General features: G+C 68.0%; 20 protein-coding genes, 1 tRNA gene and 1 other RNA gene. 19 read left to right on the top strand and 3 right to left on the bottom strand.

The window, feature by feature from the left end; all coding sequences use genetic code 11:
* Nucleotides 1–48: 48 nt before the first annotated feature.
* Nucleotides 49–792 carry a PEPxxWA-CTERM sorting domain-containing protein gene (locus tag ETO60_RS05605; RefSeq protein ID WP_165362125.1) on the bottom strand — a complete coding sequence of 248 codons (744 nt, stop codon included), beginning with the start codon at nt 790–792 and terminating at the stop codon, nt 49–51.
* A gap of 217 nt (nt 793–1,009) precedes the next feature.
* Between ETO60_RS05605 and ETO60_RS05610 the strand changes: the two genes are divergently transcribed.
* The 10 genes from ETO60_RS05610 (at nt 1,010) to ETO60_RS05655 (ending at nt 12,366) form a co-directional block, all read left to right on the top strand.
* Nucleotides 1,010–2,020 (top strand): polyprenyl synthetase family protein, encoded by a 1,011-nt coding sequence (locus ETO60_RS05610; protein ID WP_130003595.1) that lies wholly within the window; start codon nt 1,010–1,012, stop codon nt 2,018–2,020.
* 36 nt (nt 2,021–2,056) lie between these two features.
* A complete protein-coding gene (hrpB, locus tag ETO60_RS05615) occupies nt 2,057–4,489 on the top strand; it encodes an ATP-dependent helicase HrpB (protein ID WP_130003597.1) in 2,433 nt (810 codons plus the stop codon).
* A gap of 15 nt (nt 4,490–4,504) precedes the next feature.
* On the top strand, nt 4,505–4,783 hold the full coding sequence (locus ETO60_RS05620; protein ID WP_130003599.1) for an ETC complex I subunit: 279 nt from the start codon (nt 4,505–4,507) through the stop codon (nt 4,781–4,783).
* Between the two features lie 33 nt (nt 4,784–4,816).
* Nucleotides 4,817–4,911: signal recognition particle sRNA small type (gene ffs / locus ETO60_RS05625), an RNA gene on the top strand.
* A gap of 100 nt (nt 4,912–5,011) precedes the next feature.
* Nucleotides 5,012–6,796, top strand: a complete 1,785-nt coding sequence (locus ETO60_RS05630; RefSeq protein ID WP_130003601.1) for a DNA polymerase III subunit gamma/tau — start codon at nt 5,012–5,014, stop codon at nt 6,794–6,796.
* A complete protein-coding gene (locus ETO60_RS05635; protein ID WP_130003603.1) occupies nt 6,793–7,134 on the top strand; it encodes a YbaB/EbfC family nucleoid-associated protein in 342 nt (113 codons plus the stop codon). Before ETO60_RS05630 ends, ETO60_RS05635 begins: the two co-directional genes overlap by 4 nt.
* 8 nt (nt 7,135–7,142) lie before the next feature.
* Complete coding sequence (locus tag ETO60_RS05640; RefSeq protein WP_130003605.1) at nt 7,143–8,357, top strand: glycosyltransferase family 61 protein; 1,215 nt, start codon at nt 7,143–7,145, stop codon at nt 8,355–8,357.
* Nucleotides 8,358–8,404: 47 nt separating this feature from the next.
* A complete protein-coding gene (locus tag ETO60_RS05645; protein WP_130003607.1) occupies nt 8,405–9,451 on the top strand; it encodes a YihY/virulence factor BrkB family protein in 1,047 nt (348 codons plus the stop codon).
* Between the two features lie 123 nt (nt 9,452–9,574).
* On the top strand, nt 9,575–11,965 hold the full coding sequence (gene lon / locus ETO60_RS05650) for an endopeptidase La (RefSeq protein WP_130003609.1): 2,391 nt from the start codon (nt 9,575–9,577) through the stop codon (nt 11,963–11,965).
* 110 nt (nt 11,966–12,075) lie between these two features.
* Entirely contained in the window at nt 12,076–12,366 is a 291-nt protein-coding gene (locus ETO60_RS05655; RefSeq protein WP_165362145.1) for an HU family DNA-binding protein, read from the top strand.
* Nucleotides 12,367–12,389: 23 nt separating this feature from the next.
* Here the strand turns inward: ETO60_RS05655 and ETO60_RS05660 are convergent, their stop codons facing one another.
* Nucleotides 12,390–13,232 carry a TrmH family RNA methyltransferase gene (locus tag ETO60_RS05660; RefSeq protein ID WP_130003613.1) on the bottom strand — a complete coding sequence of 281 codons (843 nt, stop codon included), beginning with the start codon at nt 13,230–13,232 and terminating at the stop codon, nt 12,390–12,392.
* A 156-nt stretch (nt 13,233–13,388) separates the two neighbouring features.
* Between ETO60_RS05660 and ETO60_RS05665 the strand changes: the two genes are divergently transcribed.
* From ETO60_RS05665 to ETO60_RS05680, 4 genes are all read left to right on the top strand, one after another.
* Nucleotides 13,389–13,474: transfer RNA gene (locus ETO60_RS05665), tRNA-Tyr, on the top strand.
* A gap of 76 nt (nt 13,475–13,550) precedes the next feature.
* Entirely contained in the window at nt 13,551–14,696 is a 1,146-nt protein-coding gene (locus ETO60_RS05670) for a beta-ketoacyl-ACP synthase III (RefSeq protein WP_130003615.1), read from the top strand.
* A gap of 70 nt (nt 14,697–14,766) precedes the next feature.
* Nucleotides 14,767–15,510 carry a phosphatidylserine decarboxylase gene (locus ETO60_RS05675; RefSeq protein ID WP_130003617.1) on the top strand — a complete coding sequence of 248 codons (744 nt, stop codon included), beginning with the start codon at nt 14,767–14,769 and terminating at the stop codon, nt 15,508–15,510.
* 35 nt (nt 15,511–15,545) lie between these two features.
* Entirely contained in the window at nt 15,546–16,352 is an 807-nt protein-coding gene (locus ETO60_RS05680; protein WP_390612686.1) for a CDP-alcohol phosphatidyltransferase family protein, read from the top strand.
* Here the strand turns inward: ETO60_RS05680 and ETO60_RS05685 are convergent.
* Nucleotides 16,318–16,557 (bottom strand): hypothetical protein, encoded by a 240-nt coding sequence (locus ETO60_RS05685; protein ID WP_130003619.1) that lies wholly within the window; start codon nt 16,555–16,557, stop codon nt 16,318–16,320. The genes ETO60_RS05680 and ETO60_RS05685 overlap by 35 nt on opposite strands.
* A 302-nt stretch (nt 16,558–16,859) precedes the next feature.
* Here ETO60_RS05685 and rpsB point away from each other — a divergent pair, with 302 nt between their 5' ends.
* The 5 genes from rpsB to uppS all read left to right on the top strand — a co-directional run bounded on the left by rpsB (nt 16,860) and on the right by uppS (nt 20,831).
* Nucleotides 16,860–17,612, top strand: a complete 753-nt coding sequence (rpsB, locus tag ETO60_RS05690; protein WP_130003621.1) for a 30S ribosomal protein S2 — start codon at nt 16,860–16,862, stop codon at nt 17,610–17,612.
* A 77-nt stretch (nt 17,613–17,689) separates the two neighbouring features.
* Entirely contained in the window at nt 17,690–18,616 is a 927-nt protein-coding gene (gene tsf / locus ETO60_RS05695) for a translation elongation factor Ts (RefSeq protein ID WP_130003623.1), read from the top strand.
* Between the two features lie 211 nt (nt 18,617–18,827).
* Nucleotides 18,828–19,553 carry a UMP kinase gene (gene pyrH, locus ETO60_RS05700; protein WP_130003625.1) on the top strand — a complete coding sequence of 242 codons (726 nt, stop codon included), beginning with the start codon at nt 18,828–18,830 and terminating at the stop codon, nt 19,551–19,553.
* A gap of 15 nt (nt 19,554–19,568) precedes the next feature.
* On the top strand, nt 19,569–20,126 hold the full coding sequence (gene frr / locus ETO60_RS05705; RefSeq protein WP_130003627.1) for a ribosome recycling factor: 558 nt from the start codon (nt 19,569–19,571) through the stop codon (nt 20,124–20,126).
* Between the two features lie 21 nt (nt 20,127–20,147).
* Nucleotides 20,148–20,831 carry a polyprenyl diphosphate synthase gene (uppS, locus tag ETO60_RS05710; RefSeq protein ID WP_130003629.1) on the top strand — a complete coding sequence of 228 codons (684 nt, stop codon included), beginning with the start codon at nt 20,148–20,150 and terminating at the stop codon, nt 20,829–20,831.

Genomic DNA, 20,831 nt, shown 5'->3' on the forward strand with positions numbered 1-20,831 from the left:
CGGGCGGCGGCGCGTGCTCGGACGTCGCGCCGCCGCCGTCACCCGGGGTCAGGCGTAGGTCAGCACCGGCTGCTGACGCCGCCGCATCAGCCCGCCCACGCCGAAGAAGCCGAGCAGCAGCATCGCCCAGGTCGAGGGTTCGGGCACGGCGGCCGTCGGCGCCAGGGTAAAGCCGATGGAGCGGATCTTGAAGGCGTCCGGGGTGGTGTCGACGAAGTTGCCGGTCGAAATCGCCCACAGGTTGCCGGTTGCGTTGCCGAGATCCAGGGTGCGGTTGCCGGAGGTGTTCGTGCCGTTGCTCATGAAGGAGCCGAGCAGCAGGGCCGATGCCGTGGCGACCGGCTGGTTGCCGAGCGCCGCGACCTGAGCCGAGGTGGCGTTGCCCCAGAGGATCTGCGCGTCGGTGTCGCCATAAGCGCTCAGGAACATGCTCTTGAGCGACACGGCGCGGTCGAATTCGAAGGTCACGAGGTCGACGGTGCCGCTGTTGTCGACCGTGTGGGTGTTGCCCGATCCATTGCCCTCGAGGCTGTTGGTGACGCCAAGACCATTGCTGTAGGTGCCGAGAAACGCGGCCCGCAGCGTGTTGTTGTCGATCGTCCAGCCGCGCGCCCGCACGGTGACGGTCTGCCCTTCCGCAACGACGGAATAGGTGCGCACATTGCCGTCCGGTCCGTCAAGGCCGGTGTTGGGCTGTCCGGCCGGGCTGAAGGTCAGCAGGGTCGTGGCCGAGGCGGGAGCGGCGCAGGCCATCAGCGCGGCGCCGGCAACAAGGGAGATCTGCTTCAACATCTGAACACCGTCCTTCTTTCGGTGCATCGGGGCCATTCCTTCCGCACTGGATGGCGTTGCGAGTAGATGCCCGAGCAGCCCTGTCCAGCGGCTCTCAGGCCGGTGTCCCAAAGGTGAACGCAAGGTGTGCGCCCGTTAACTACATTCCGAGGCGCGATGCCGCACGAGAAGGGTTGCCATCCCCGCCATCTCCGACCATCTGCGCACGGGTCTGATCATGAGCGCGCGCATTCACTCCTTGCCGGCGGCCACCGCCAGTCTCGAGCCGATGCTGGCACTGACAGCAAAGGACATGCTCGCGGTCAACGCGGTCATCCTCAACCGGATGGAAAGCCGCATCCCGCTCATTCCGCGCCTTGCCGGCCACCTGATCGCCGGCGGAGGCAAGCGGCTGCGCCCCATGCTCACCCTCGCGGGGGCCGCGCTGCTCGATTACAGCGGCAATCGCCATCACCGTCTCGCCGCGGCGGTCGAGTTCATCCACACCGCGACGCTGCTGCATGACGACGTGGTTGACGGGTCGGAGATGCGGCGAGGCAAGGCGGCGGCGAACATCATCTTCGGCAACCCGGCCACGGTGCTTGTCGGCGACTTCCTGTTCTCGCGCGCGTTCGAGCTCATGGTCGAGGACGGCTCGCTGCGGGTGCTGCGCATCCTCTCCCATGCCAGCGCGGTCATCGCCGAGGGCGAGGTGGACCAGCTCACCGCGCAGCGGCAGATCGAGACCAGCGAGGAGCGCTATCTGGCGATCATCGGTGCCAAGACGGCGGCGCTGTTCGCGGCGGCCAGCCGCATCGCCGCCGTCGTCGCCGAGTCCGAGGAGCGGGTGGAGCAGGCGCTCGACGATTACGGCCGCAATCTCGGCATCGCCTTCCAGCTGGTCGACGATGCGCTCGACTACGACGCGCATTCCGGCATCATGGGCAAGGATCGCGGCGACGACTTCCGCGAGGGGAAGATGACGCTGCCCGTTATCCTCGCCTATGCCCGCGGTTCCGCGCAGGACCGTGAGTTCTGGCGCGACGCGGTGCTCGGGCATCGGATCGGGGATGACGATCTGGCGCATGCGACGCGGCTTGTCACCGTCACCGGGGCGCTTGAAACCACGCGCCAGCGGGCGCGGCAATTTGCCGAACGCGCCATCGATGCGCTGTCGATCTTTCCCGCCGGCGAAGCACGGCAGGCCATGGTGCAGGCGGCCCAGTTCGCCGTCGCCCGCGCGTTCTGACCGGGGTCGCCCCAGCGTCCGGGACGCGCCGCATCGATGGCAGACCAGCCCGACCTCCCCGTCCATGCCGTCCTTCCCGAGGTCAAGGCAGCCCTCGCCGGGGGAGGAACAGCGGTGCTCGTCGCGCCACCGGGCGCGGGGAAAACGACCGCTCTGGCGCCGCTGCTGCTGGACGCGCCGTGGAGTGGTGGTCAGATCGTTGTGACCAGTCCCCGCCGGGTCGCGGCACGGGCCGCGGCCGAGCGCATGGCGCAGATCCTTGGCGAGCGCGTCGGACACACGGTCGGCTACCAGACCCGGTTCGACAGCAGGCATTCGGCCGCGACGCGAATTCTCGTCATGAGCGAAGCCTTGCTGGTGAAGCGGCTGGTGGCCGAACCGGACCTGCCGGATGTCTGCGCCATCCTCTTCGACGAGGTGCACGAGCGCAGCCTTGCCATCGACGTCGCGCTCGCCCTGGCGCTGGAGAGCCGCTCGGTCCTGCGCCCAGACCTGCGGCTGCTCGCCATGTCGGCAACGATGGACGAGGCGGGGTATGCCGGCCTGCTGGGCACGGGCACGCCCGTGATCGAAAGCGAGGGGCGCAGCCATCCGCTCGAGGTGCGCTGGCTTGGCACGCGGCCACACGTTCCGATGGCGGCCGCGCTAGCCGACGCGGCCGTGGCCGCCTGTCGCGAGCAAGAGGGCGACCTTCTCGTGTTCGTTCCCTCCATCGGCGACATCCGCCGGACAGCGGACCTGCTTGCGTCGCGGCTGCCCGATGCTGTCGTGCATCAGCTGCACGGACAGGCCGCGCCCGAAGCGCAGCGCGCGGCGCTGCGGCGGGATCGTGACGGGCGGCGGCGCGTGGTGCTTGCCACCAACATCGCGGAGACGTCGCTGACGCTCGACGGGGTGCGGGTCGTGGTGGACAGCGGACTGACCCGGCGTGCCCGCTACGATCCGGTCACGGGCACGACCCGCCTCACCACCGAGCGGGCCAGCCAGGCATCGGCGACGCAGCGCGCGGGACGCGCCGCCCGCCAGCAGCCCGGTGTCGTCTACCGGCTGTGGGAAGAAGCCGCGCACGCCGGCCGGCCGCCGTTTGACGAACCGGAGATCCGGCGAGCCGATCTCTCTGGGACCGTGCTGACCCTGGCGGCGTGGGGAACGACGGACCCGGCGGCGCTGTCCTGGCTCGACCCGCCGCCCGCCGCCGGATGGCGCCGTGCGCAGGAGCGGCTGCGCACCGTGGGCGCACTGGACGACGAGGGGAAGCTGACCCCGCAAGGCCGGCGGCTCGCCTCGCTGCCGCTGGAGCCGGCCGACGGCGCCATGCTGCTGCTTGGCGCAACCCATGGCGCCGCCCGGACGGCTGCGCGGCTCGTCCTGCTGTTGCAGGAGCGGGGCCTTGGCGGGCGGAGCGTCGACCTTGACCAGCGGCTCGCCGCGCTCGCCACGGCGCGTGACGCCGCGTCTGCCGGGCCGCGGCGGCTCGCCGACGGGTGGGCCGCTCTCGTGGCCTCGTCGCCGCCCGGTCCAGACCGGCGGACGCCGCCGCTGGCAGTCATTCTGGCCGCCGGCCGGCCGGATCTCGTGGCCAAGCGCCGAGATGCTCGGGGAGAGCGGTGGCTGACGGCGAGTGGCCGCGCCTTCGTGCTCGATGCGGCCGATCCGCTTGCGCGAAGCGAGATGCTGGTCATCGCCGACGCACAGGGCGATGCGGCGGGTGCGCGGATCACCGCCGCCGCCGCGCTGTCGCAGGCCGAGGCCGAGCACTGGTTCGCTGACCGGCTCGAACAGTGCTCCTCGGTCGCATTCGACAACGGGCGCATCGAAGCGGTGCGCGAGACGCGTCTGGGCGCACTGGTTCTCAGCCGCACGCCCGACCCGCAGCCCGACGCTGCCGCCGTCCGAGCCGCCTTGATGCGCGCGGCGCTCGACCGGCTGGACACGCTGCTGCCGCAGACGCTCCTTGCGCGGCTGCGCCATGCGGATGTGACGGCTCTCGACCGGGAGCGGCTCCGTGCCCGGGCGGGCGAGTGGCTGGAGCCGCTTCTCGCCGGGCGCCGCGACATCGACCTTCCGCCAGACCGGGTGGTGGAGGCTGTCACCGGCCTTCTGTCCTGGGACGAACGGCAGCGGCTCGACCTTTATGCGCCAGCGGTTTTCGTCACCCCGGCCGGCACACGGCATCCGATCGACTATGCCGGTGCGGATGCGCCGAGTGTCACGGTGCGGGTGCAGGCGCTGTTCGGCCTCGACGAACACCCGACGGCGGGGCGGGCACCGCTGCTGCTCAAGCTCGCCAGTCCGGCTGGCCGCCCTGTCCAGGCGACACGCGACCTGCCGGGATTCTGGCGCGGCAGCTGGCGCGACGTGCAGAAGGAGATGAAGGGCCGGTATCCCCGCCATCGCTGGCCGGACGAGCCGTGGCGCGAGGCGGCTGATCTGCGCACCAAGAACGCCTTTGCAGCGCGCCCGAGGTGAATTAGAGAGGCGGCCATGGCAGCCAAGATCTACCAGCGCCCCAAGAACGCGATGTCCTCGGGCAAGGCCCGGCTTGACGAATGGATCCTGGAGTTTGAGCCTGCCGAGGCGCGGGTGCCCGATCCGCTGATGGGCTGGACCGGGAGCGGCGACACCCAGGTTCAGGTGAAGCTGACCTTCCCCGACTGCGACACGGCTCAGGATTATGCGCGCCGGCACGGCATCGACGCGCAGGTCATCCCCACGCCGCCGCGTAAGCTTAAGCTGCAGGCCTACGCGGACAATTTCCGCTGATTGCCTTTTGGGGCGCTCTGCGCCATACGGGGACCGGGAGTCGGGCGGACGTTTGCGTCCGCCCACCGGGTCAGGTCCGGAAGGAAGCAGCCCAGGTGGATTGCGGCGGGTCGTCCGGCTCCTTTCCTGCATCCCCGATTGCGGTCCATCCTGCCTCGCGGGGCTGGCGTCGTGCGGCTGGCGTCGGCGCGGCATGACAAGCCCGATGTGCTCGCCTAGAGTCCGGCGATGATCGACTCACCTCCATCGCCGGCGGCCGACGACACCCTGCCGTGGAGCGCGAGCGTCGGACCAGCCGAGGGGGGCGGGCAGACGGGCGATCAGCCCGCGATGTTCGACGATCTGGCTGCGCCAGCCCCTGGCAGGACGGGGGAGGAGTCGACCGGGGAGGCGGGCACGGGCGCCTCACCCTACCGGGTGCTTGCGCGCAAGTACCGTCCGCAGACCTTCGCGGCGCTGATCGGACAGGACGCCATGGTGCGGACCCTAGGAAACGCCATCCGGCGCAACCGGCTGGCCCATGCCTTTCTGATGACCGGGGTGCGCGGCGTGGGCAAGACCACCACCGCGCGGCTCATCGCGAAGGCGTTGAACTGCATCGGTCCCGACGGTCAGGGCGGCCCCACGATCGATCCGTGCGGCCGGTGCGAGCCGTGCACCGCCATCGCTGCCGGAAGGCACATCGACGTCATCGAGATGGACGCGGCAAGCCACACCGGCATCGACGACGTGCGCGAGATCATCGAGGCGGTCCGGTATGCCGCCGTCTCCGCACGCTACAAGATGTACATCATCGACGAGGCGCACATGCTCTCGAAGCAGGCGTGGAACGGCCTGCTGAAGACGCTCGAAGAGCCGCCGGCGCACGTCAAGTTCCTGTTCGCCACGACGGAGGTCGACAAGGTGCCGGTCACCGTCCTGTCGCGGACGCAGCGGTTCGATCTGCGCCGCATCCCTGCCGCGATGCTCGCCGACCACTACGCGTCCGTCTGCGCCAGCGAAGGCGTCGAGGCCGAGCGCGAGGCGCTGGACCTCATCGCCGCCGCGGCGGAAGGATCGGTGCGCGACGGGCTGTCGATGCTCGACCAGGCGATCGCGCACGTCGACGCCGACGAGAGCGCGTCGGTCACCGCGGCGCAGGTGCGGGCCATGCTGGGGCTCGCCGACAGGGCAGCCGTGTGGCGGATCGTCGACGCCATCATCGGAGGAGATCAGGCGCGGCTGCTGCGCGAGATCGACGAGCAATACGCGCTTGGCGTGGAGCCGGCCGCCATCCTGCGTGCGATGCTCGAGGCCGTGCACGCCCTCACGGTGGAGCAGATCGGCGGCACGGGCAAGGACGCGGGCGCGCTGGTGTACGCGCCGCCGCCCGGAATGGCGGGACGGCTCGCGGCGGGGCGTTTGCACCGCCTTTGGCAACTGGTGCTCAAGGGCTATGAGGAGGTGCGCAGCGCCCCCGACGGCTTCATCGCCGCGCGCATGGCGCTGCTGCGCGTGCTCTATGCCGCAGATCTCCCCGATCCGGGTGAACTGGCCCGGCGGATGCACGCGCCGCCCTCTGCCCGCAGTGACGAGCCGCGCACTGAACAGCCGGAACCGGCGGAGCAGACATCTGCCTCGCTGTCCTGGTCCTCGCTTGTCGAGCAGGTCGAGAATGCGGGCGAGATGCATGCGGCCAGCGTGATGCGGCTTCAGGTGCGGGTCGTCTGGCTCGAGCCGCGCCTGCTCGTGTTCAGTCGGGGCGACGAGTTTCGCGACCCGATCGACAGGCTCCTGCGCGACGCGCTGTTCCGCGCGACGGGCGAGCGCTGGCAGGTCACGGAAGAGCGCGGCGCGGTGGCGAGCGAGCCGTCCCTTGCGGAAGCGCAGGCCCTCACGCGCGAGCATGAACGGCGCGCGCTTCTCGAGGATCCGGTCGTGCGCACGGCATTCGCCCTGTTTCCCGGCGCGCAACTGGTCGAGGACCGGGCGGTTGCCTCAGAGATGGACGAAAAAAGGAGCGTGACGGCATGAAATCGATGGAGGAAATGATGGCGGCGGCGCAAAAGGCCGCCGAAACCATCCAGACGCAGATGGCTGACATGCAGGGCCGCCTGGATGCTCTGGAAGTCGAGGGCGCGAGCGGTGGCGGGCTGGTGCGGGTGCGGGCCTCGGCGCGTGGCCGGATCCTTGGCGTCACGATCGACGACAGCCTGCTGAAGCCGGAAGAGAAGCAGATGCTCGAGGATCTCGTCGCCGCAGCGATCAACGATGCGCGCGAGCGCGCCGACCGCGTTTCGGGCGAGGAACTGCAGAAACTGCAAAGCGGCATGGGTCTGCCACCCGGATTCAACCTGCCGGGCCTCGGATAGGCGAACCTGTGGGCGCCGCGACAGGCGTGCGGCAGGTCCTCGCGACCCGGCTGCCGCCGTTGTTCGGCAAGCTGCAGGCCGCGGGCGTCCTCCCCTCGCCGTTCAGGCCGGGCGCGCACATCGCTTTCGCGGACGCCGCGCGCCATGCCCGCGTGCGGGAGGTCGGGTCTCACCGTCCGCCCGCGCCGCTTGCATCCTTTGTGCGGGCGGCGCCCGACCTGCGCTCGCTGGCGACGCTGGCACTGTTTGCGGACGCGGATCAGCGTTTTGCCGAGCCGGTGCGGTTCGGCATCATCGAGGCCGAGGCAGCACGGGTGTGGACACGCTTCGGCGTCCACGATGCGAAGGCCGGCAGCTTTGCCGACGTGTATTGTTCGATCGAGGCGCTCGCCAATCCCAAATACGAGGTGCCGCGTCTGCTGCTCCCGCTGGTGCCGCCCCGCCGGCACGTTCCGCGCGCCGTGTTCCTCGGCATGGCGTGGTGGCACAACCACTATCATTGGCTGATCGATATTCTGCCCCGGCTCCGCCTGGTGCAGGAACAGCTCGGCGAGGGGATCCCGCTGCTGGTTCCGCCGAACCTGCGCCGTGCGCAACGCGAGGCTCTCGACGCCGTGCTCGCGGTGCTGGGCTGCGCGGATGCGGCGGTGCTGACACCGGACGGCAGTGTCCTGCTTGCCGACACGCTGATCATGCCGACGCGCATGGCGCACACGCTCGACATGGGTCCGGCGCAGATCGATGTCCTGCGCGCGGCCTTGCTGCCGAACAGTGGAGGGCCTTCGGGTCGCCGGCTCTACATCTCGCGCCGGGACGCCGCCATCCGCCGCATCGTGAACGAGGAGGAACTGTTCAGCCACCTCGTCCCGCTCGGCTTCGAACTGACGACGCTGAGCGGCCTCACGATGCGGCAGCAGGCCATGCTCTTCGCGGAGGCGGAGATTGTCGTGGGCCACCACGGCGCCGGCCTCGCCAACACCCTGTTCTGCCCGAGAGGCGGGGTGTTTGTTGAAGTGTTCCAGGAGAACCATTTCACCTCGTGCTTCGCGCGCATCGCCCAGCTGCGCGGTCTTCGCTACGGCTTCGTCACAGGCGAGCAGAGGGGGCAGGACACGGTGGTAAATGCGGCGCTGGTGACGCGCCTGATCGCGGATCTTCTGGCCGCGGATGGTCAGGATGGTCCCGGCGCAGGGAACGGTTCGGACGCCTCTGCACTACCATGAGCATGGCGGCCATGCGGGAGCCGTCTTGCCAGGATGAAACGTTTCCGATGCCCAGCACAGCCGTGCCACCCCAGTCCACCACGTCATCAGCCGATCGCGGCCGCTCGGCAGGGTCGCCGTGGCAGATCCCGTGGTCGGGGTGGAAGGAGATCCTGAAACGCACCTACAAGGAGATCGGAGAGGACCGGGTTTCGCTGGTGGCTGCGGGTGTGGCGTTCTACGCGCTGCTGGCTCTTTTCCCGGCGCTCACCTCGCTGCTCTCGGTGGCGGGCCTGATCCTCGATCCGTTGCGGGTCGTCGATCAGCTCGCCGAGTGGACGGCAAACCTCCCCGAAGCGGCGGCTCAGATCATCCAGAGCCAGGGGGCGAGCGTTGCGAGCGGCGCCGACGGTGCGCTCAGCCTGGCGGCGCTCGCCGGTCTCGCTCTTGCGCTGTACGGAGCCGCAAAGGGGACCAAGACGCTGATGGAGGGGATGAACATCGCCTATGACGAGGACGAGAAGCGGGGATTTCTCGTGCTCAACATCGTGGCGCTCGGCCTGACGGCGCTCATGGTGGTGGCGGTGCTGCTCGCGGCAGGTCTGGGCATCGTGGTTCCGCTCGTCGTCGATGGTCTGGGTCTGCCCCCTGTTCTTGCCACGGTGCTGAACCTCCTGCGCTGGGTGGTGCTGGCGGCGATCGCCGTGCTTGGCCTGTCGCTGCTCTACCGCTTCGGCCCTTCGCGCGAGAACGCCAAGTGGCGCTGGATCACGCCGGGCTCGGCCATCGCCGTGGCCCTGTGGGTGGTCGGCACGGGACTGTTCAGCATCTATGTGCAGAACTTCGGCAACTACAACGAAACCTACGGAGCCTTGGGCGGGGTCATCATCCTGCTCACATGGCTCTGGCTGTCGGCCTTCATCGTCCTGCTCGGCGCGGAGCTCAACTCGGAGATCGAGCACCAGACCATGCGCGACACGACCACGGGACCGGAGGAGCCCATGGGCGAGCGCGGCGCGGTGAAGGCGGATTCCGTTGCCGCCGGCGACGAGCCGCAGGACGGCGCCGACCATCCTCTCCAGACCCAGGGGAAACACCGCGCGCGCGGGCATTGACGCGCGCGCGGCCAAGGTTTCGAGCAGGCGAACGCGCTCGCCCAGGTGCGGTTGCGCGTGCCGGCGCCAGCTACCATATGGCTGTCTCGACGGTATCTTCTTTGCCTGGATCTCTGCCATTCCATGACCACGCTCACCTTGCCCCTGCTCCCCTTGCGCGACATTGTCGTGCTGCCGGGAATGACCGTCCCGATTTTCGTGGGACGTCCGCGCTCGGTGCTGGCGCTCGAAGCGGCCATGCAGATGGAGCGCGACGTGTTTCTGCTGACGCAGACGGATGCCGCGTGCGAGGAGCCGCAGGCCGCCGACCTGTACGAGATCGGCACGGTGGCGCAGGTGCTCCAGCTGCTCAAGCTGCCGGATGGCACGGTGCGGGTGATGATCGAATCGAAGCAGCGGGCGCGTCTCGCCGCGCTGAGCACCGAGGGCGACTTCGCCATGGCCGAGGTGGAGCTGCGCGAGGACAGCACCGTGTCCGGCAGCCAGGTCACCGCCATGATGCGGCAGGTGGTGGAGCAGTTTGCCGAATATGCCAAGCTGAACAAGAAACTCGCCGACGGCGCCGGAGAGGGACTGTCGGACATCGACGATGCCGGTGAGCTGGCCGACACGCTCGCCGGGTTGCTGACGGTCAAGGTGTCGGACAAGCAGGCGCTGCTGACCGAGAGCGACCCGCTGAAGCGGCTGGAGATGCTGCTGACGCTGATGGACGGAGAGATGTCCGTCCTTCAGGTGGAGCGCAAGATCCGCGGGCGCGTCAAGCGGCAGATGGAGAAGACGCAGCGCGAATACTACCTCAACGAACAGCTCAAGGCGATCCAGTCGGAGCTGGGCGGAGAGGGTTCTGACGGTGACGAGCTTGGCAAGCTTGCCGACCAGGTCGCCAAGACGAAGCTTTCCAAGGAGGCGCGCGAGAAAGCGACGGCCGAACTGAAGAAGCTGCGCGCGATGCAGCCGATGAGCGCCGAAGCCACGGTGATCCGCAACTATCTCGATGTGCTGCTTGGCCTCCCCTGGGGCAAGCGCAGCAAGGTCAAGAAGGACATCGCGGCGGCGCAGGCCGTGCTCGACGCCGACCATTTCGGGCTTGAGAAGGTCAAGGACCGGATCATCGAATATCTGGCGGTGCAGGCGCGCACCAACAAGCTCAAGGGGCCGATCCTGTGCCTTGTCGGACCGCCGGGTGTGGGCAAGACCAGCCTTGGCATGTCCATCGCCAAGGCGACAGGGCGCGAGTTCGTGCGCCAGTCGCTGGGCGGGGTGCGCGACGAGGCGGAGATCCGGGGACACCGGCGCACCTACATCGGCTCGTTGCCGGGCAAGATTGTCACCAATCTGCGCAAAGCCGGCACGAGCAATCCGCTGTTCCTGCTCGACGAGATCGACAAGCTGGGGCAGGACTTTCGCGGTGATCCCGCTTCGGCGCTGCTCGAGGTGCTGGACCCTGAACAGAACACACGCTTTCAGGACCACTACCTCGAGATCGACCTCGATCTGAGCGAGATCATGTTCGTGACCACCGCGAACTCGCTCAACCTGCCGCAACCGCTTCTCGACCGGATGGAGATCATCAGGCTCGAAGGCTACACCGAAGACGAGAAGGTCGAAATCGCCCGGCGTCATCTGCTGCCCAAGCAGATTGCCCTGCATGGCCTCAAGCCGGGCGAGTTCGCGGTCAGCGAGGATGCCCTGCGCGATCTCATCCGCTTCTACACGCGGGAGGCCGGTGTCCGTACCCTTGAGCGCGAGATTGCCCGTCTGGCACGCAAGAGCCTGCGGCAGATCCTCGAGGGCAAGACGAAGAGCGTGACCATCGAACCCGGCAACCTCGCCACGTTCTCCGGCGTGCGCAAATACCGCCACGGACTGAGCGAAAAGGAGCCGGAGGTCGGTGCGGTCACCGGGCTTGCCTGGACCGAAGTCGGCGGCGACCTGCTGACGATCGAGAGCGTCACCACGCACGGCAAGGGCGAGATCAAGACGACCGGCAAGCTGGGCGAGGTGATGAACGAGAGCATCGCCGCCGCCTTCAGCTTCGTGAAGGCACGTGCGCCCGCCTACGGCATCAAGCCGTCGCTGTTCGCCCGGCGCAACGTGCACATCCACCTTCCCGAGGGTGCCGTGCCAAAGGACGGGCCGAGCGCGGGCATCGGCATGGTCACAGCGATGATCTCCACGCTGAGCGGCATTGCCGTGCGCCCGGACGTGGCCATGACGGGCGAGGTGACGCTGCGGGGGCGGGTGCTCCCCATCGGCGGACTCAAGGAGAAGCTGCTCGCGGCCCTGCGCGGCGGGATCACGACCGTGATCATTCCGCAGGAGAACGAGAAAGATCTCGACGAGATTCCCGCCACTGTTCGCGAAGGCCTGCAGATCATCCCGGTCAGCCATGTCGACGAAGTGCTGGCGATCGCCCTTGTCAGTCCGCCGCAGCCGATCGACTGGAGCGAAGAGGACGATTTCGCCACCCAGCCGCTGTTCGCCGCATCGGACGAACTGCGCACCGCCCACTGAGCGCGCGCGCCCGTCGGGAGGATGACGGGCCGCAAGCCCTTGCTCGCCCGCTTTTTTGCTTTGACAGCGCTTCCTCGTTGTGGAGAGTGCGACCCCGTCGCAAATGGCGCATCTGGAGGGGGAAACGAGTGAACAAGAACGAGCTGATCGCGGCTGTGGCGGCAACGTCCGGGCTGTCGCGTTCCGATGCAACGAATGCGGTGGAGGCGACTTTCGGCGCCATCCAGAAGGCGCTTGTCGATGGCGAGGACGTCCGGCTGGTCGGGTTCGGCACGTTCACTGTCGCCCGGCGCAAGGCGTCCACGGGCCGCAATCCCCAGACTGGTCAGCCGATGGAGATCAAGGCTTCGAACCAGCCCAAGTTCAAGCCCGGCCGCAATCTCAAGGACGCGATCAACTGATTTTCCCGCGGGCGGCGCACCGTTCAGACCGGATCGGCGCCGCCTGCCGCATTTGACCGGCCTCGCGCGTTTCGCTGTGCGACCTCGTAAAGGGCGATCGCGGCCGCGTTGGAGATGTTGAGACTTTCGACAGCGCGGCGGATCGGCAGGCGGGCGAGCACGTCGCAATGCGCAGCAACGTTGTGGCGCAGCCCTTCGCCCTCGGCGCCCAGCACGAGACAGACCGGCGCGGACGGGAGGACGTCGGCAAATTCGGACTCCGCTTCGCCGGCAAGGCCGATGCGCCACCAGCCAAGCTTCGCCACCTCGTCGAGGGCGCGGGCAAGGTTCACGACCCGGACCCAGGGCACGACTTCGAGGGCGCCGGACGCGCTCTTGGCGAGTGTGCCGCTTTCGGGCGGCGCGTGACGGTCCTGGGTCACGACCGCGGCGGCGCCGAACGCGGCGGCGGACCGGAACACGGCGCCGACATTGTGCGGGTCCGTCACTTGGTCGAGAAAGACCAGCGGCCGTCCGTCAACCTGCTCCAGCACGTCGGACAAGAGCAGATCGGGCAGTGTGCCGCATTCCAGCACGAGCCCCTGGTGCGGCGCGTCGCGGGGGCCGTGGCGGGCAAGATCAGCGCCCTGCGCATATTCCAGCGCCAGACCCGCCGGCACCGCGTCAGCCAGACCGGCCGCCGCTTCGCGCGTCGCCCACAGCTTGTGGAGCGTGCGGCGGGGGTTGGCGAGAGCGGCTTCGACGGCGTGCCGCCCCCACAGCCTTACGGTGCCGGTCGCCGACCGTCCGCTTCCACGCCCGCCCCGCATCCGTCCGGCCCGGCCACGCAAGTTCGGGCGATGTTCGTCTGCGACCACGGCGTTCATCCTTTCCGGCAAGCTGCGGCGTCCTGCCAGCCGGGGCATTGACAGGCAAGCAGCCCTTGTTCAAAGGCGCCTCTTCCGTCCGGCGGACCGGCGACATGCCGCGTGCCGCCGCGCAACGGGCGACCCGCATCGGTCGCGCAGGCGCGGAGATGACGGGGACAGGTGGCCGAGTGGTTAAAGGCAGCAGACTGTAAATCTGCCCGCGCAAGCGTACGCTGGTTCGAATCCAGCCCTGTCCACCATCCGCCGCAGCGAGGTCGCGCCCGCCGCCGTCCGGGAGTTCTTGTGGCTCCCGAGTTCATTGGGTAACGACCCCGCATGATTGCGAACACGCGCGAAGCCGGGCAAGGGGTGGTGATTGCCGCCACGGGGCTGTTCACGCCGCCTCACACCATCACCAACCGGGAACTGGTCGAAAGCTTCAACGCGTATGCGGCCCGCGAAAACGCGCGCAACAGCGCCGCCATTGCGGCAGGCATGGCCGAGCCGGTGGCGGAGAGTTCCGAAAGCTTCATCCAGAAGGCCAGCGGCATCGAGGCGCGTCACGTCATGGACAAGGCGTCGGTGCTCGACCCCGACATCATGGCGCCGCGCTGGCCGGAACGCGGCGACGACGAGTTGTCGATCATGGCGGAAATCGGAGTCGCCGCGGCGCGCGATGCTCTCGACCGTGCCGGGCGCGAGGCGCGCGACGTCGACGGGGTGATCTGCGCCGCGTCGAACATGCAGCGGCCCTATCCGGCGATCGCGATCGAGATTCAGCAGGAGCTGGGCATCGACGGCTTCGCCTTCGACATGAACGTGGCGTGTTCGTCGGCGACCTTTGCGATCCAGTTGGCTGCCGACAGCATCGCGGCAGGCAATGCGCGCAGCATCCTCGTGGTCAGCCCGGAGATCACCAGCGGCCACCTTAACTGGCGCGACCGGGACAGCCACTTCATCTTCGGTGACGTCGCCACCGCCGTGTTGGTGGAGGCGGCCGCGCACGCGGGGACGGACGGCTGGATGATCCTCGGCACGCGGCTCAAGACCGTGTTCTCGAACAACATCCGCAACAATTTCGGCTTTCTCAACCGCGCCTCGCCCGAAACCATGAACACGCCCGACAAGCTGTTCGTCCAGAACGGGCGCAAGGTGTTCAAGGAAGTGGTGCCGATGGTGTCCGAGCTGATCCTTGAAGAGGCGCGCAGGCTGGACCTCGACCCGGCGCGCCTGCGCCGGCTCTGGCTGCATCAGGCGAATGCGGGCATGAACAGGCTCATCGCGCAGCGGGTGCTCGGCCACGAGGCGGACGAGGACGAAAGCCCGACCGTGCTCGACCGGTACGGCAACACGTCGAGCGCGGGGTCCATCATCGCCTTCCATCTCCACTCCGCCGACCTGCGGCCGGGCGACACCGGGCTGCTGTGCAGCTTCGGCGCCGGCTACTCGGCCGGACTCGTGTTCGTGCGCAAGGCCGCGTGAGCACGAGTGGGGCATCGGGCAGCAGCATCCCGCGGGTGCGGACGGGTGCCGGCGGCGCGGCACAAGCCTGATGGGGGGTGACAAACTCGACAACCGCGGCAGCGGGGATGCGCGTCAGGCCTGGCCGGCGATTCAGCGCGACGGGCGCAAGGCGGCGGCGATCGCCGGGGCCGGGGGCGGTGTGCTGTATCTGCTCGGCTGGACGCTGCTGCCAGCGCTGCTGATCGGTGCCGCCGTGATCATGGTGTTCGTCTCGCGCGACCCGGAACGGGTGGTGCCGCAGGGGCGCCAAATCATCCTCGCGCCCGCTGACGGCCGTATCAGCCGCATCGAAGAAGTGCCTGTTCCGCCCGAACTCGGCGCTTTGCTGTCCGGCACGGGAAGCCCTTCCGCCCTGGTTGTGCGCGTCACCATCGCCATGTCGGTGTTCGGCGTGCAGGTGTGCCGCTCACCGGTGGCGGGGACGATCGAGAGCGCTCTGCTGATCCCGGCGCGCACGCCCGCCGCCACCCTCGGGCTTGCGGGCGAGGCGGGCGAGGCGCAGCATCTGGCGGTGCGCATGGCAGACGGCGTCGCCGTCGGCGTGAGCCTGTTCGCCGGAACGCCGGGGCAGTGGATGAACGCCTTCGTCAAAAGCGGCGACATGCTCGCGGCCGGCCAGCGCATCGCCATCATGCGGCTGGGGCGTGAGGTTGAGCTGTATCTTCCGCAGGGAACGGGATCGCAGGTCGTGCTCGGGCAGCGCGTGGTCGCCGGCGAGACCCGGATTGCGGAGGTCGGCGCGACCGTCTTCATCGAAGGATTGAGGCATTGAACACCGGTCCACACGAGCGAGAGCCGACGGAGGAGCTGAAGCGGATCGGCCCGAACGCGGCCGAGAACGAGCCGCGGTTCCAGCGCGGGCGCCACCCGGCCGGGCTGCAGTTGCGGGCGGTTCTGCCGAACGCGATCACTGCGGCGGCCCTGTGCTCCGGCCTGACCGGCATCCGTTTCGCCATTTCCGCGCAGTGGAGCCTCGCGATCCTCGCCATCATCCTTGCGGGGCTGCTCGACGGAGTGGACGGCCGCATCGCCCGGCTGCTGAAGGCCCAGTCGCGCTTCGGTGCCGAGCTCGACAGTCTGGCGGATTCGCTTTCGTTCGGCATGGCGCCGGCGCTGATCATCTATCTCTGGTCGCTGCAGGCGCTGCCGACACTCGGATGGTTCGCATCGCTCGCCTTCGCGATCTGCTGCGCACTGCGTCTGGCGCGGTTCAACGCGCAGATTGATGTCGACGACCAGCCGCACAAGTCGGCCGGATTCCTGACCGGAGTCCCTGCTCCGGTGGGCGCGGGCCTTGCCTTCCTGCCGTTCTATCTGTGGATGGCGACGGGCAACGCGGTGTTCCGCGACGCCGCCGTCGTCGGTCCATGGCTGGCGCTCATCGCCTTTCTGATGATTTCGAACCTGCCCACGCTCAGCTGGACATCGCTGAGGCCGAGGCGCACGGTCCGGCTTGAGGTCATTGCGCTGGTCGGGCTGGTCTTCGCCGCCCTGCTTCTCGAGCCGTGGTGGGCGCTCGCCCTGTTGTCGGGCGCCTATCTGCTGCTGATGCCGGTTGCGATCGTTCGTTTCGCCGGGATCAAGCGGCGACGGGCAGCGCGTCCGCGCTCCTGACACCAGTCCGCGGCATCGTCTTCGCCGCCGCCGGTTCCACAGCGCGCAGCGGCTGCACCTTCGCCGACGCCGGAATTGCCGCCGTGCGCGGCGTGCCCCACACCTCGGCCCAAGCCGCACGAAACTTCAGCAGACTGTCGACAAGCATGAGTGCCGTTGCAGTCCCCGCCGTCAGGAACAGCAGCCCGATTGCCAGCGATACCATTGCCTAGCCCCTACAATCCACGGTTGTGGATAAGCTGTGGATGGAGATACGCATCTCTCTCTCGATCGTTTCCGTGCCTGTCATATGTTCCCTATATGTTCCATACGATTTTGCAACCTGAGCGATGAACCGCCCTTCACCTGCGACGAGTCGATGCTGGACGAAGGCTGTTCAAGAGAGTAAGGGGCGGCACCGCTCGTCGAACGGGCGGATCACACATGAAAGGCGATATGCACCGGTGCCCGGCTGATCTCAGCGTCGGGTTCCTGCCTTTCAGAGGACAAACCGGAAAGGAAACGACAATGGCGGGTGTCTCCGTCTCTCTGCACGAACTCATCGAAGCCGGCGCCCATTTTGGGCATCAGACCCACCGCTGGAATCCGCGCATGAAGCCGTACATCTTCGGCGCGCGCAACGGCATTCACATCATTGATCTGTCGCAGACGGTGCCGCTGATGGACCGGGCGCTGGATTTCATCACGCAGACCGTCCGTTCCGGCGGCAAGGTGCTGTTCGTTGGCACCAAGCGGCAGGCTCAGGAGCCGATCGCGCAGGCCGCCCGCGCTTCGGGGCAGCATTTCGTGAATCATCGCTGGCTCGGCGGGATGCTGACGAACTGGAAGACGATCTCGCAGTCGATCAAGCGGCTGAAGTCGCTCGAGGAACAGCTCTCGGGCGAGGTGTCGGGCCTGACGAAGAAGGAAGTGCTGCAGCTGACGCGCGAGCGTGACAAGCTGGAGATGTCGCTTGGCGGGATCCGCGACATGGGCGGCATTCCGGACGTGATGTTCGTTGTGGACGCCAACAAGGAAGATCTGGCCATCAAGGAAGCCAACGTGCTCGGCATTCCTGTCGTCGCCATCCTCGACACCAATGTCGATCCGTCGGGCATCGCATTCCCGGTGCCGGGCAACGATGATGCGAGCCGGGCGGTGCGCCTTTATTGCGACCTGGTGGGACAGGCGGCGCGCGCCGGCAAGGGCGGCGCGGCGGTCGACAGCGGCGCCGATGTCGGCGAAATGGCCGAACCGCCGGCAGAAACCGTCGAGGCCTGAGGCGCAACCTCTTCCGCGATAAACTTGCCGGGCGCCTCACCGCGTCCGGCCGCTTACCAGACACAAAAGGATTGATCATGGCTGGCTACACTGCTGCCGATGTGAAGGCTCTGCGCGAAAAGACCGGCGCGGGCATGATGGATTGCAAGAAGGCTCTCGCCGACACGGGCGGTGACGTGGAGGCCGCGGTCGACGCCCTGCGCGCCAAGGGGCTTGCCGCGGCGCAGAAAAAGTCGAGCCGGACGGCGGCCGAAGGGCTTGTGGGCCTTGCGGTCGAAGGCACGCGCGGCGTGGCGGTCGAGGTGAACTCCGAAACCGACTTCGTTGCCAAGAACGAGCAGTTCCAGGATTTCGTCCGCAAGGCCACGGAAGCTGCGCTGCGCCTCGGCAGCGACGATGTCGACGCGCTCAAGAACGCTGCCTATCCCGACGGCGGAACGATCGGCGAAAAGCTCACCAGCAACGTCGCGACCATCGGCGAGAACCAGCAGATCCGCCGGATCAAGTCGGTGGCCGTGAGCCAGGGCATCATCGTCCCCTACATCCACAACGCCGTGGCACCGAACCTCGGCAAGATCGGCGTGCTCGTCGCCCTGGAGAGTGCTGCGGATGCCGCCGTGCTCGAGCCGCTCGGCAAGGATCTTGCCATGCACATCGCCGCCGCCTTTCCGCAGGCGCTCGATGCCGATGGCCTTGATCCCGAGGTGCTGGAGCGTGAACGCGCCATCGCGCGCGAGAAGGCGGCGGAGAGCGGCAAGCCCGAGGCTGTGCAGGAGAAGATGGTCGACGGCGCCGTGAAGAAATTCGCCAAGGAGAACGCGCTGCTCAGCCAGCTGTTCGTCAAGGACAACAAGACGCCGATCGCCGATGTCGTTGCCGCCGCCGGAAAGGACGCCGGCGCGAAGATCACGCTGACGGATTTCGTCCGCTTCCAGCTTGGGGAGGGGATCGAGAAGGAGCAGAGCGACTTCGCGGCCGAGGTGGCCGCCGCGGTCAAGGGCTGACGCCTTCCGCCTTCAAGGGACTATGCGGCATCAGGACGGCGCGCCCGTCTGGTGCCGCTCCCTCACACCCGACCCGCCGGACGAGGCGCCATGCGCCTCTCGATGGCGGGTCGGTCCGCTTCTGCGGAGGCGGGCGCGATTTCCTTTTGTGCCGCCGGGGGCGACCCGCTAAGCGGAGCCCATTCAGCAGCGGGCCGGATCAAGCAGAACAATGAGCGCCAGAACGTACAAGCGCATCCTTCTCAAACTGTCGGGCGAAGTGCTGATGGGCAGTCAGCCGTTCGGCATCGACCCGCTGTATGTCAGCCGGCTGGCGGAGGAGATCAAGGCGGCGCGTCAGGGCGGGCTGCAGCTGTGCGTCGTGATCGGCGGCGGGAACATCTTCCGCGGCATGGCGGCCGCGGCGCGAGGCCTTGACCGGACCACGGGCGATTACATGGGGATGCTCGCCACCGTCATGAACGCGCTCGCGCTGCAGAATGCGCTTGAGCGTGCCGGGGTGGACACTCGCGTCCAGTCCGCCATTCCGATGGCCAGCGTGTGCGAACCCTACATCCGCCGCCGCGCCGAACGCCATCTGGAAAAGGGCCGCGTCGTCATCTTTGCCGCGGGCACGGGAAATCCCTTCTTCACCACCGACACGGGAGCAGCGTTGCGGGCCGCGGAGATGAATTGCGACGCGCTGTTCAAGGGAACCAGCGTGGACGGAGTCTACGACCGTGACCCCAAGCTCTTCCCGCACGCCACCCGGTTCGAGGAAATCAGCTTCGATCAGGTCCTGTCGGAAAATCTCAAGGTCATGGACGCCACCGCCGTGGCGCTCTGCCGGGAGAACGAGATCCCGATCGTCGTGTTCTCCATCCGCGAGGAGGGAAACCTGGTCCGCGTCCTTGCGGGTGAGGGCACGCGCACCATGGTCAACAGCACGCCAGCCTGAGGAGGAGGACACCGCATGGCGAAGTTCGAGAAGGCCGACATCGAGCGCCGCATGGCCGGGGCGGTCGACAGTCTGAAGAGCGACCTATCGGGGCTGCGCACCGGGCGGGCGAACACAAGCCTGCTCGACCCCGTGCAGGTCGAAGTCTATGGGGCGATGATGCCGCTCAACCAGGTGGCGACGGTGTCGGCGCCCGAACCCCGGATGCTGAGCGTGCAGGTCTGGGACCGCGCCAATGTGCACGCGGTGGAGAAGGGCATCGCCCATGCCAATCTCGGCCTCAATCCGATCATCGACGGACAGACGCTGCGCCTGCCGCTGCCCGACCTGACTCAGGAGCGGCGCAAGGAACTCGCCAAGCTCGCCGGCAAGTATGCCGAAGGCGCCAAGATCGCCATCCGCAACGTCCGCCGCGACGGCATGGAGGCGCTCAAAGAAGACGAGAAGAAGAAGGTCATCTCCGAGGACGAGCGCAAGCGCTTCGAGGACGAGGTGCAGAAGCTGACCGACAAGTTCGTCAGCCAGGTCGACGAGGCGGCGCAGGCCAAGGAGAAGGAGATCCTCGCGCAGTAAGGCGCGACGGGCGCTGCTGCGATGGGTGTCGAAGGGTCACGTGCGCGTCATGTCGCCATCATCATGGATGGCAACGGCCGCTGGGCAAAGCGGCATCGGCTGCCGCGCGCCGCCGGCCATCGCCGGGGCGTGGAAGCGGTGCGCAAGCTTGTGCGCTCCCTGCGCGGGTTCGATCTCGAATGCCTCACCCTCTACGCCTTCTCCAGCGAGAACTGGAAACGGCCTGTCGACGAGGTCGACGATCTCATGACGCTGATGCGGCGCTTCATCCGCTCGGATCTGCAGGAATTCGTCGACAACGGCGTGCGGCTCAAGATCGTCGGCGACTGGCGGGCGCTCGCACCCGACATCGTGGCCATGCTCGACGACGCGCTGGAGCGCACGCGGCACGGCGAGCGGACCCTCGCCGTGGGGCTGAACTACGGCGCGCAGCAGGAGATCGTCCGCGCAGCGCGGGCCGCGGCGGCAGCCGGTCCGATCACGACGGAAACGCTCGAGGCGCATCTCGACACGGCCGACCTGCCGCCGCTCGACCTCATGATCCGCACGAGCGGCGAGATGCGGCTGTCCAACTTCCTGCTGTGGCAGGCCGCCTACGCCGAGCTGGTGTTCGTGGACACGCTCTGGCCCGATTTCACGGCCGACATGCTGGCGGCGGCTCTCGACGATTTTGAACGGCGGGAGCGGCGCTTCGGTGGTCGGTGA

Source organism: Qipengyuania thermophila, from assembly GCF_004153605.1.
In the GTDB taxonomy this organism is placed as follows: Bacteria; Pseudomonadota; Alphaproteobacteria; order Sphingomonadales; family Sphingomonadaceae; genus Qipengyuania_B; species Qipengyuania_B thermophila.

What these genes read in the sequence shown, in the direction of transcription:
- ETO60_RS05675 (WP_130003617.1), top strand. Translation starts at nt 14,767, where the DNA reads ATGGGGGGTGACAAACTCGACAACCGCGGCAGCGGGGATGCGCGTCAG.
- ETO60_RS05685 (WP_130003619.1), bottom strand. Translation starts at nt 16,557, where the DNA reads ATGGTATCGCTGGCAATCGGGCTGCTGTTCCTGACGGCGGGGACTGCA.
- lon (WP_130003609.1), top strand. Translation starts at nt 9,575, where the DNA reads ATGACCACGCTCACCTTGCCCCTGCTCCCCTTGCGCGACATTGTCGTG.
- ETO60_RS05610 (WP_130003595.1), top strand. Translation starts at nt 1,010, where the DNA reads ATGAGCGCGCGCATTCACTCCTTGCCGGCGGCCACCGCCAGTCTCGAG.
- ETO60_RS05635 (WP_130003603.1), top strand. Translation starts at nt 6,793, where the DNA reads ATGAAATCGATGGAGGAAATGATGGCGGCGGCGCAAAAGGCCGCCGAA.
- ETO60_RS05660 (WP_130003613.1), bottom strand. Translation starts at nt 13,232, where the DNA reads ATGAACGCCGTGGTCGCAGACGAACATCGCCCGAACTTGCGTGGCCGG.
- hrpB (WP_130003597.1), top strand. Translation starts at nt 2,057, where the DNA reads ATGGCAGACCAGCCCGACCTCCCCGTCCATGCCGTCCTTCCCGAGGTC.
- ETO60_RS05670 (WP_130003615.1), top strand. Translation starts at nt 13,551, where the DNA reads ATGATTGCGAACACGCGCGAAGCCGGGCAAGGGGTGGTGATTGCCGCC.
- ETO60_RS05645 (WP_130003607.1), top strand. Translation starts at nt 8,405, where the DNA reads ATGCCCAGCACAGCCGTGCCACCCCAGTCCACCACGTCATCAGCCGAT.
- tsf (WP_130003623.1), top strand. Translation starts at nt 17,690, where the DNA reads ATGGCTGGCTACACTGCTGCCGATGTGAAGGCTCTGCGCGAAAAGACC.
- frr (WP_130003627.1), top strand. Translation starts at nt 19,569, where the DNA reads ATGGCGAAGTTCGAGAAGGCCGACATCGAGCGCCGCATGGCCGGGGCG.
- uppS (WP_130003629.1), top strand. Translation starts at nt 20,148, where the DNA reads ATGGGTGTCGAAGGGTCACGTGCGCGTCATGTCGCCATCATCATGGAT.
- pyrH (WP_130003625.1), top strand. Translation starts at nt 18,828, where the DNA reads ATGAGCGCCAGAACGTACAAGCGCATCCTTCTCAAACTGTCGGGCGAA.
- rpsB (WP_130003621.1), top strand. Translation starts at nt 16,860, where the DNA reads ATGGCGGGTGTCTCCGTCTCTCTGCACGAACTCATCGAAGCCGGCGCC.
- ETO60_RS05605 (WP_165362125.1), bottom strand. Translation starts at nt 792, where the DNA reads ATGTTGAAGCAGATCTCCCTTGTTGCCGGCGCCGCGCTGATGGCCTGC.
- ETO60_RS05620 (WP_130003599.1), top strand. Translation starts at nt 4,505, where the DNA reads ATGGCAGCCAAGATCTACCAGCGCCCCAAGAACGCGATGTCCTCGGGC.
- ETO60_RS05630 (WP_130003601.1), top strand. Translation starts at nt 5,012, where the DNA reads ATGATCGACTCACCTCCATCGCCGGCGGCCGACGACACCCTGCCGTGG.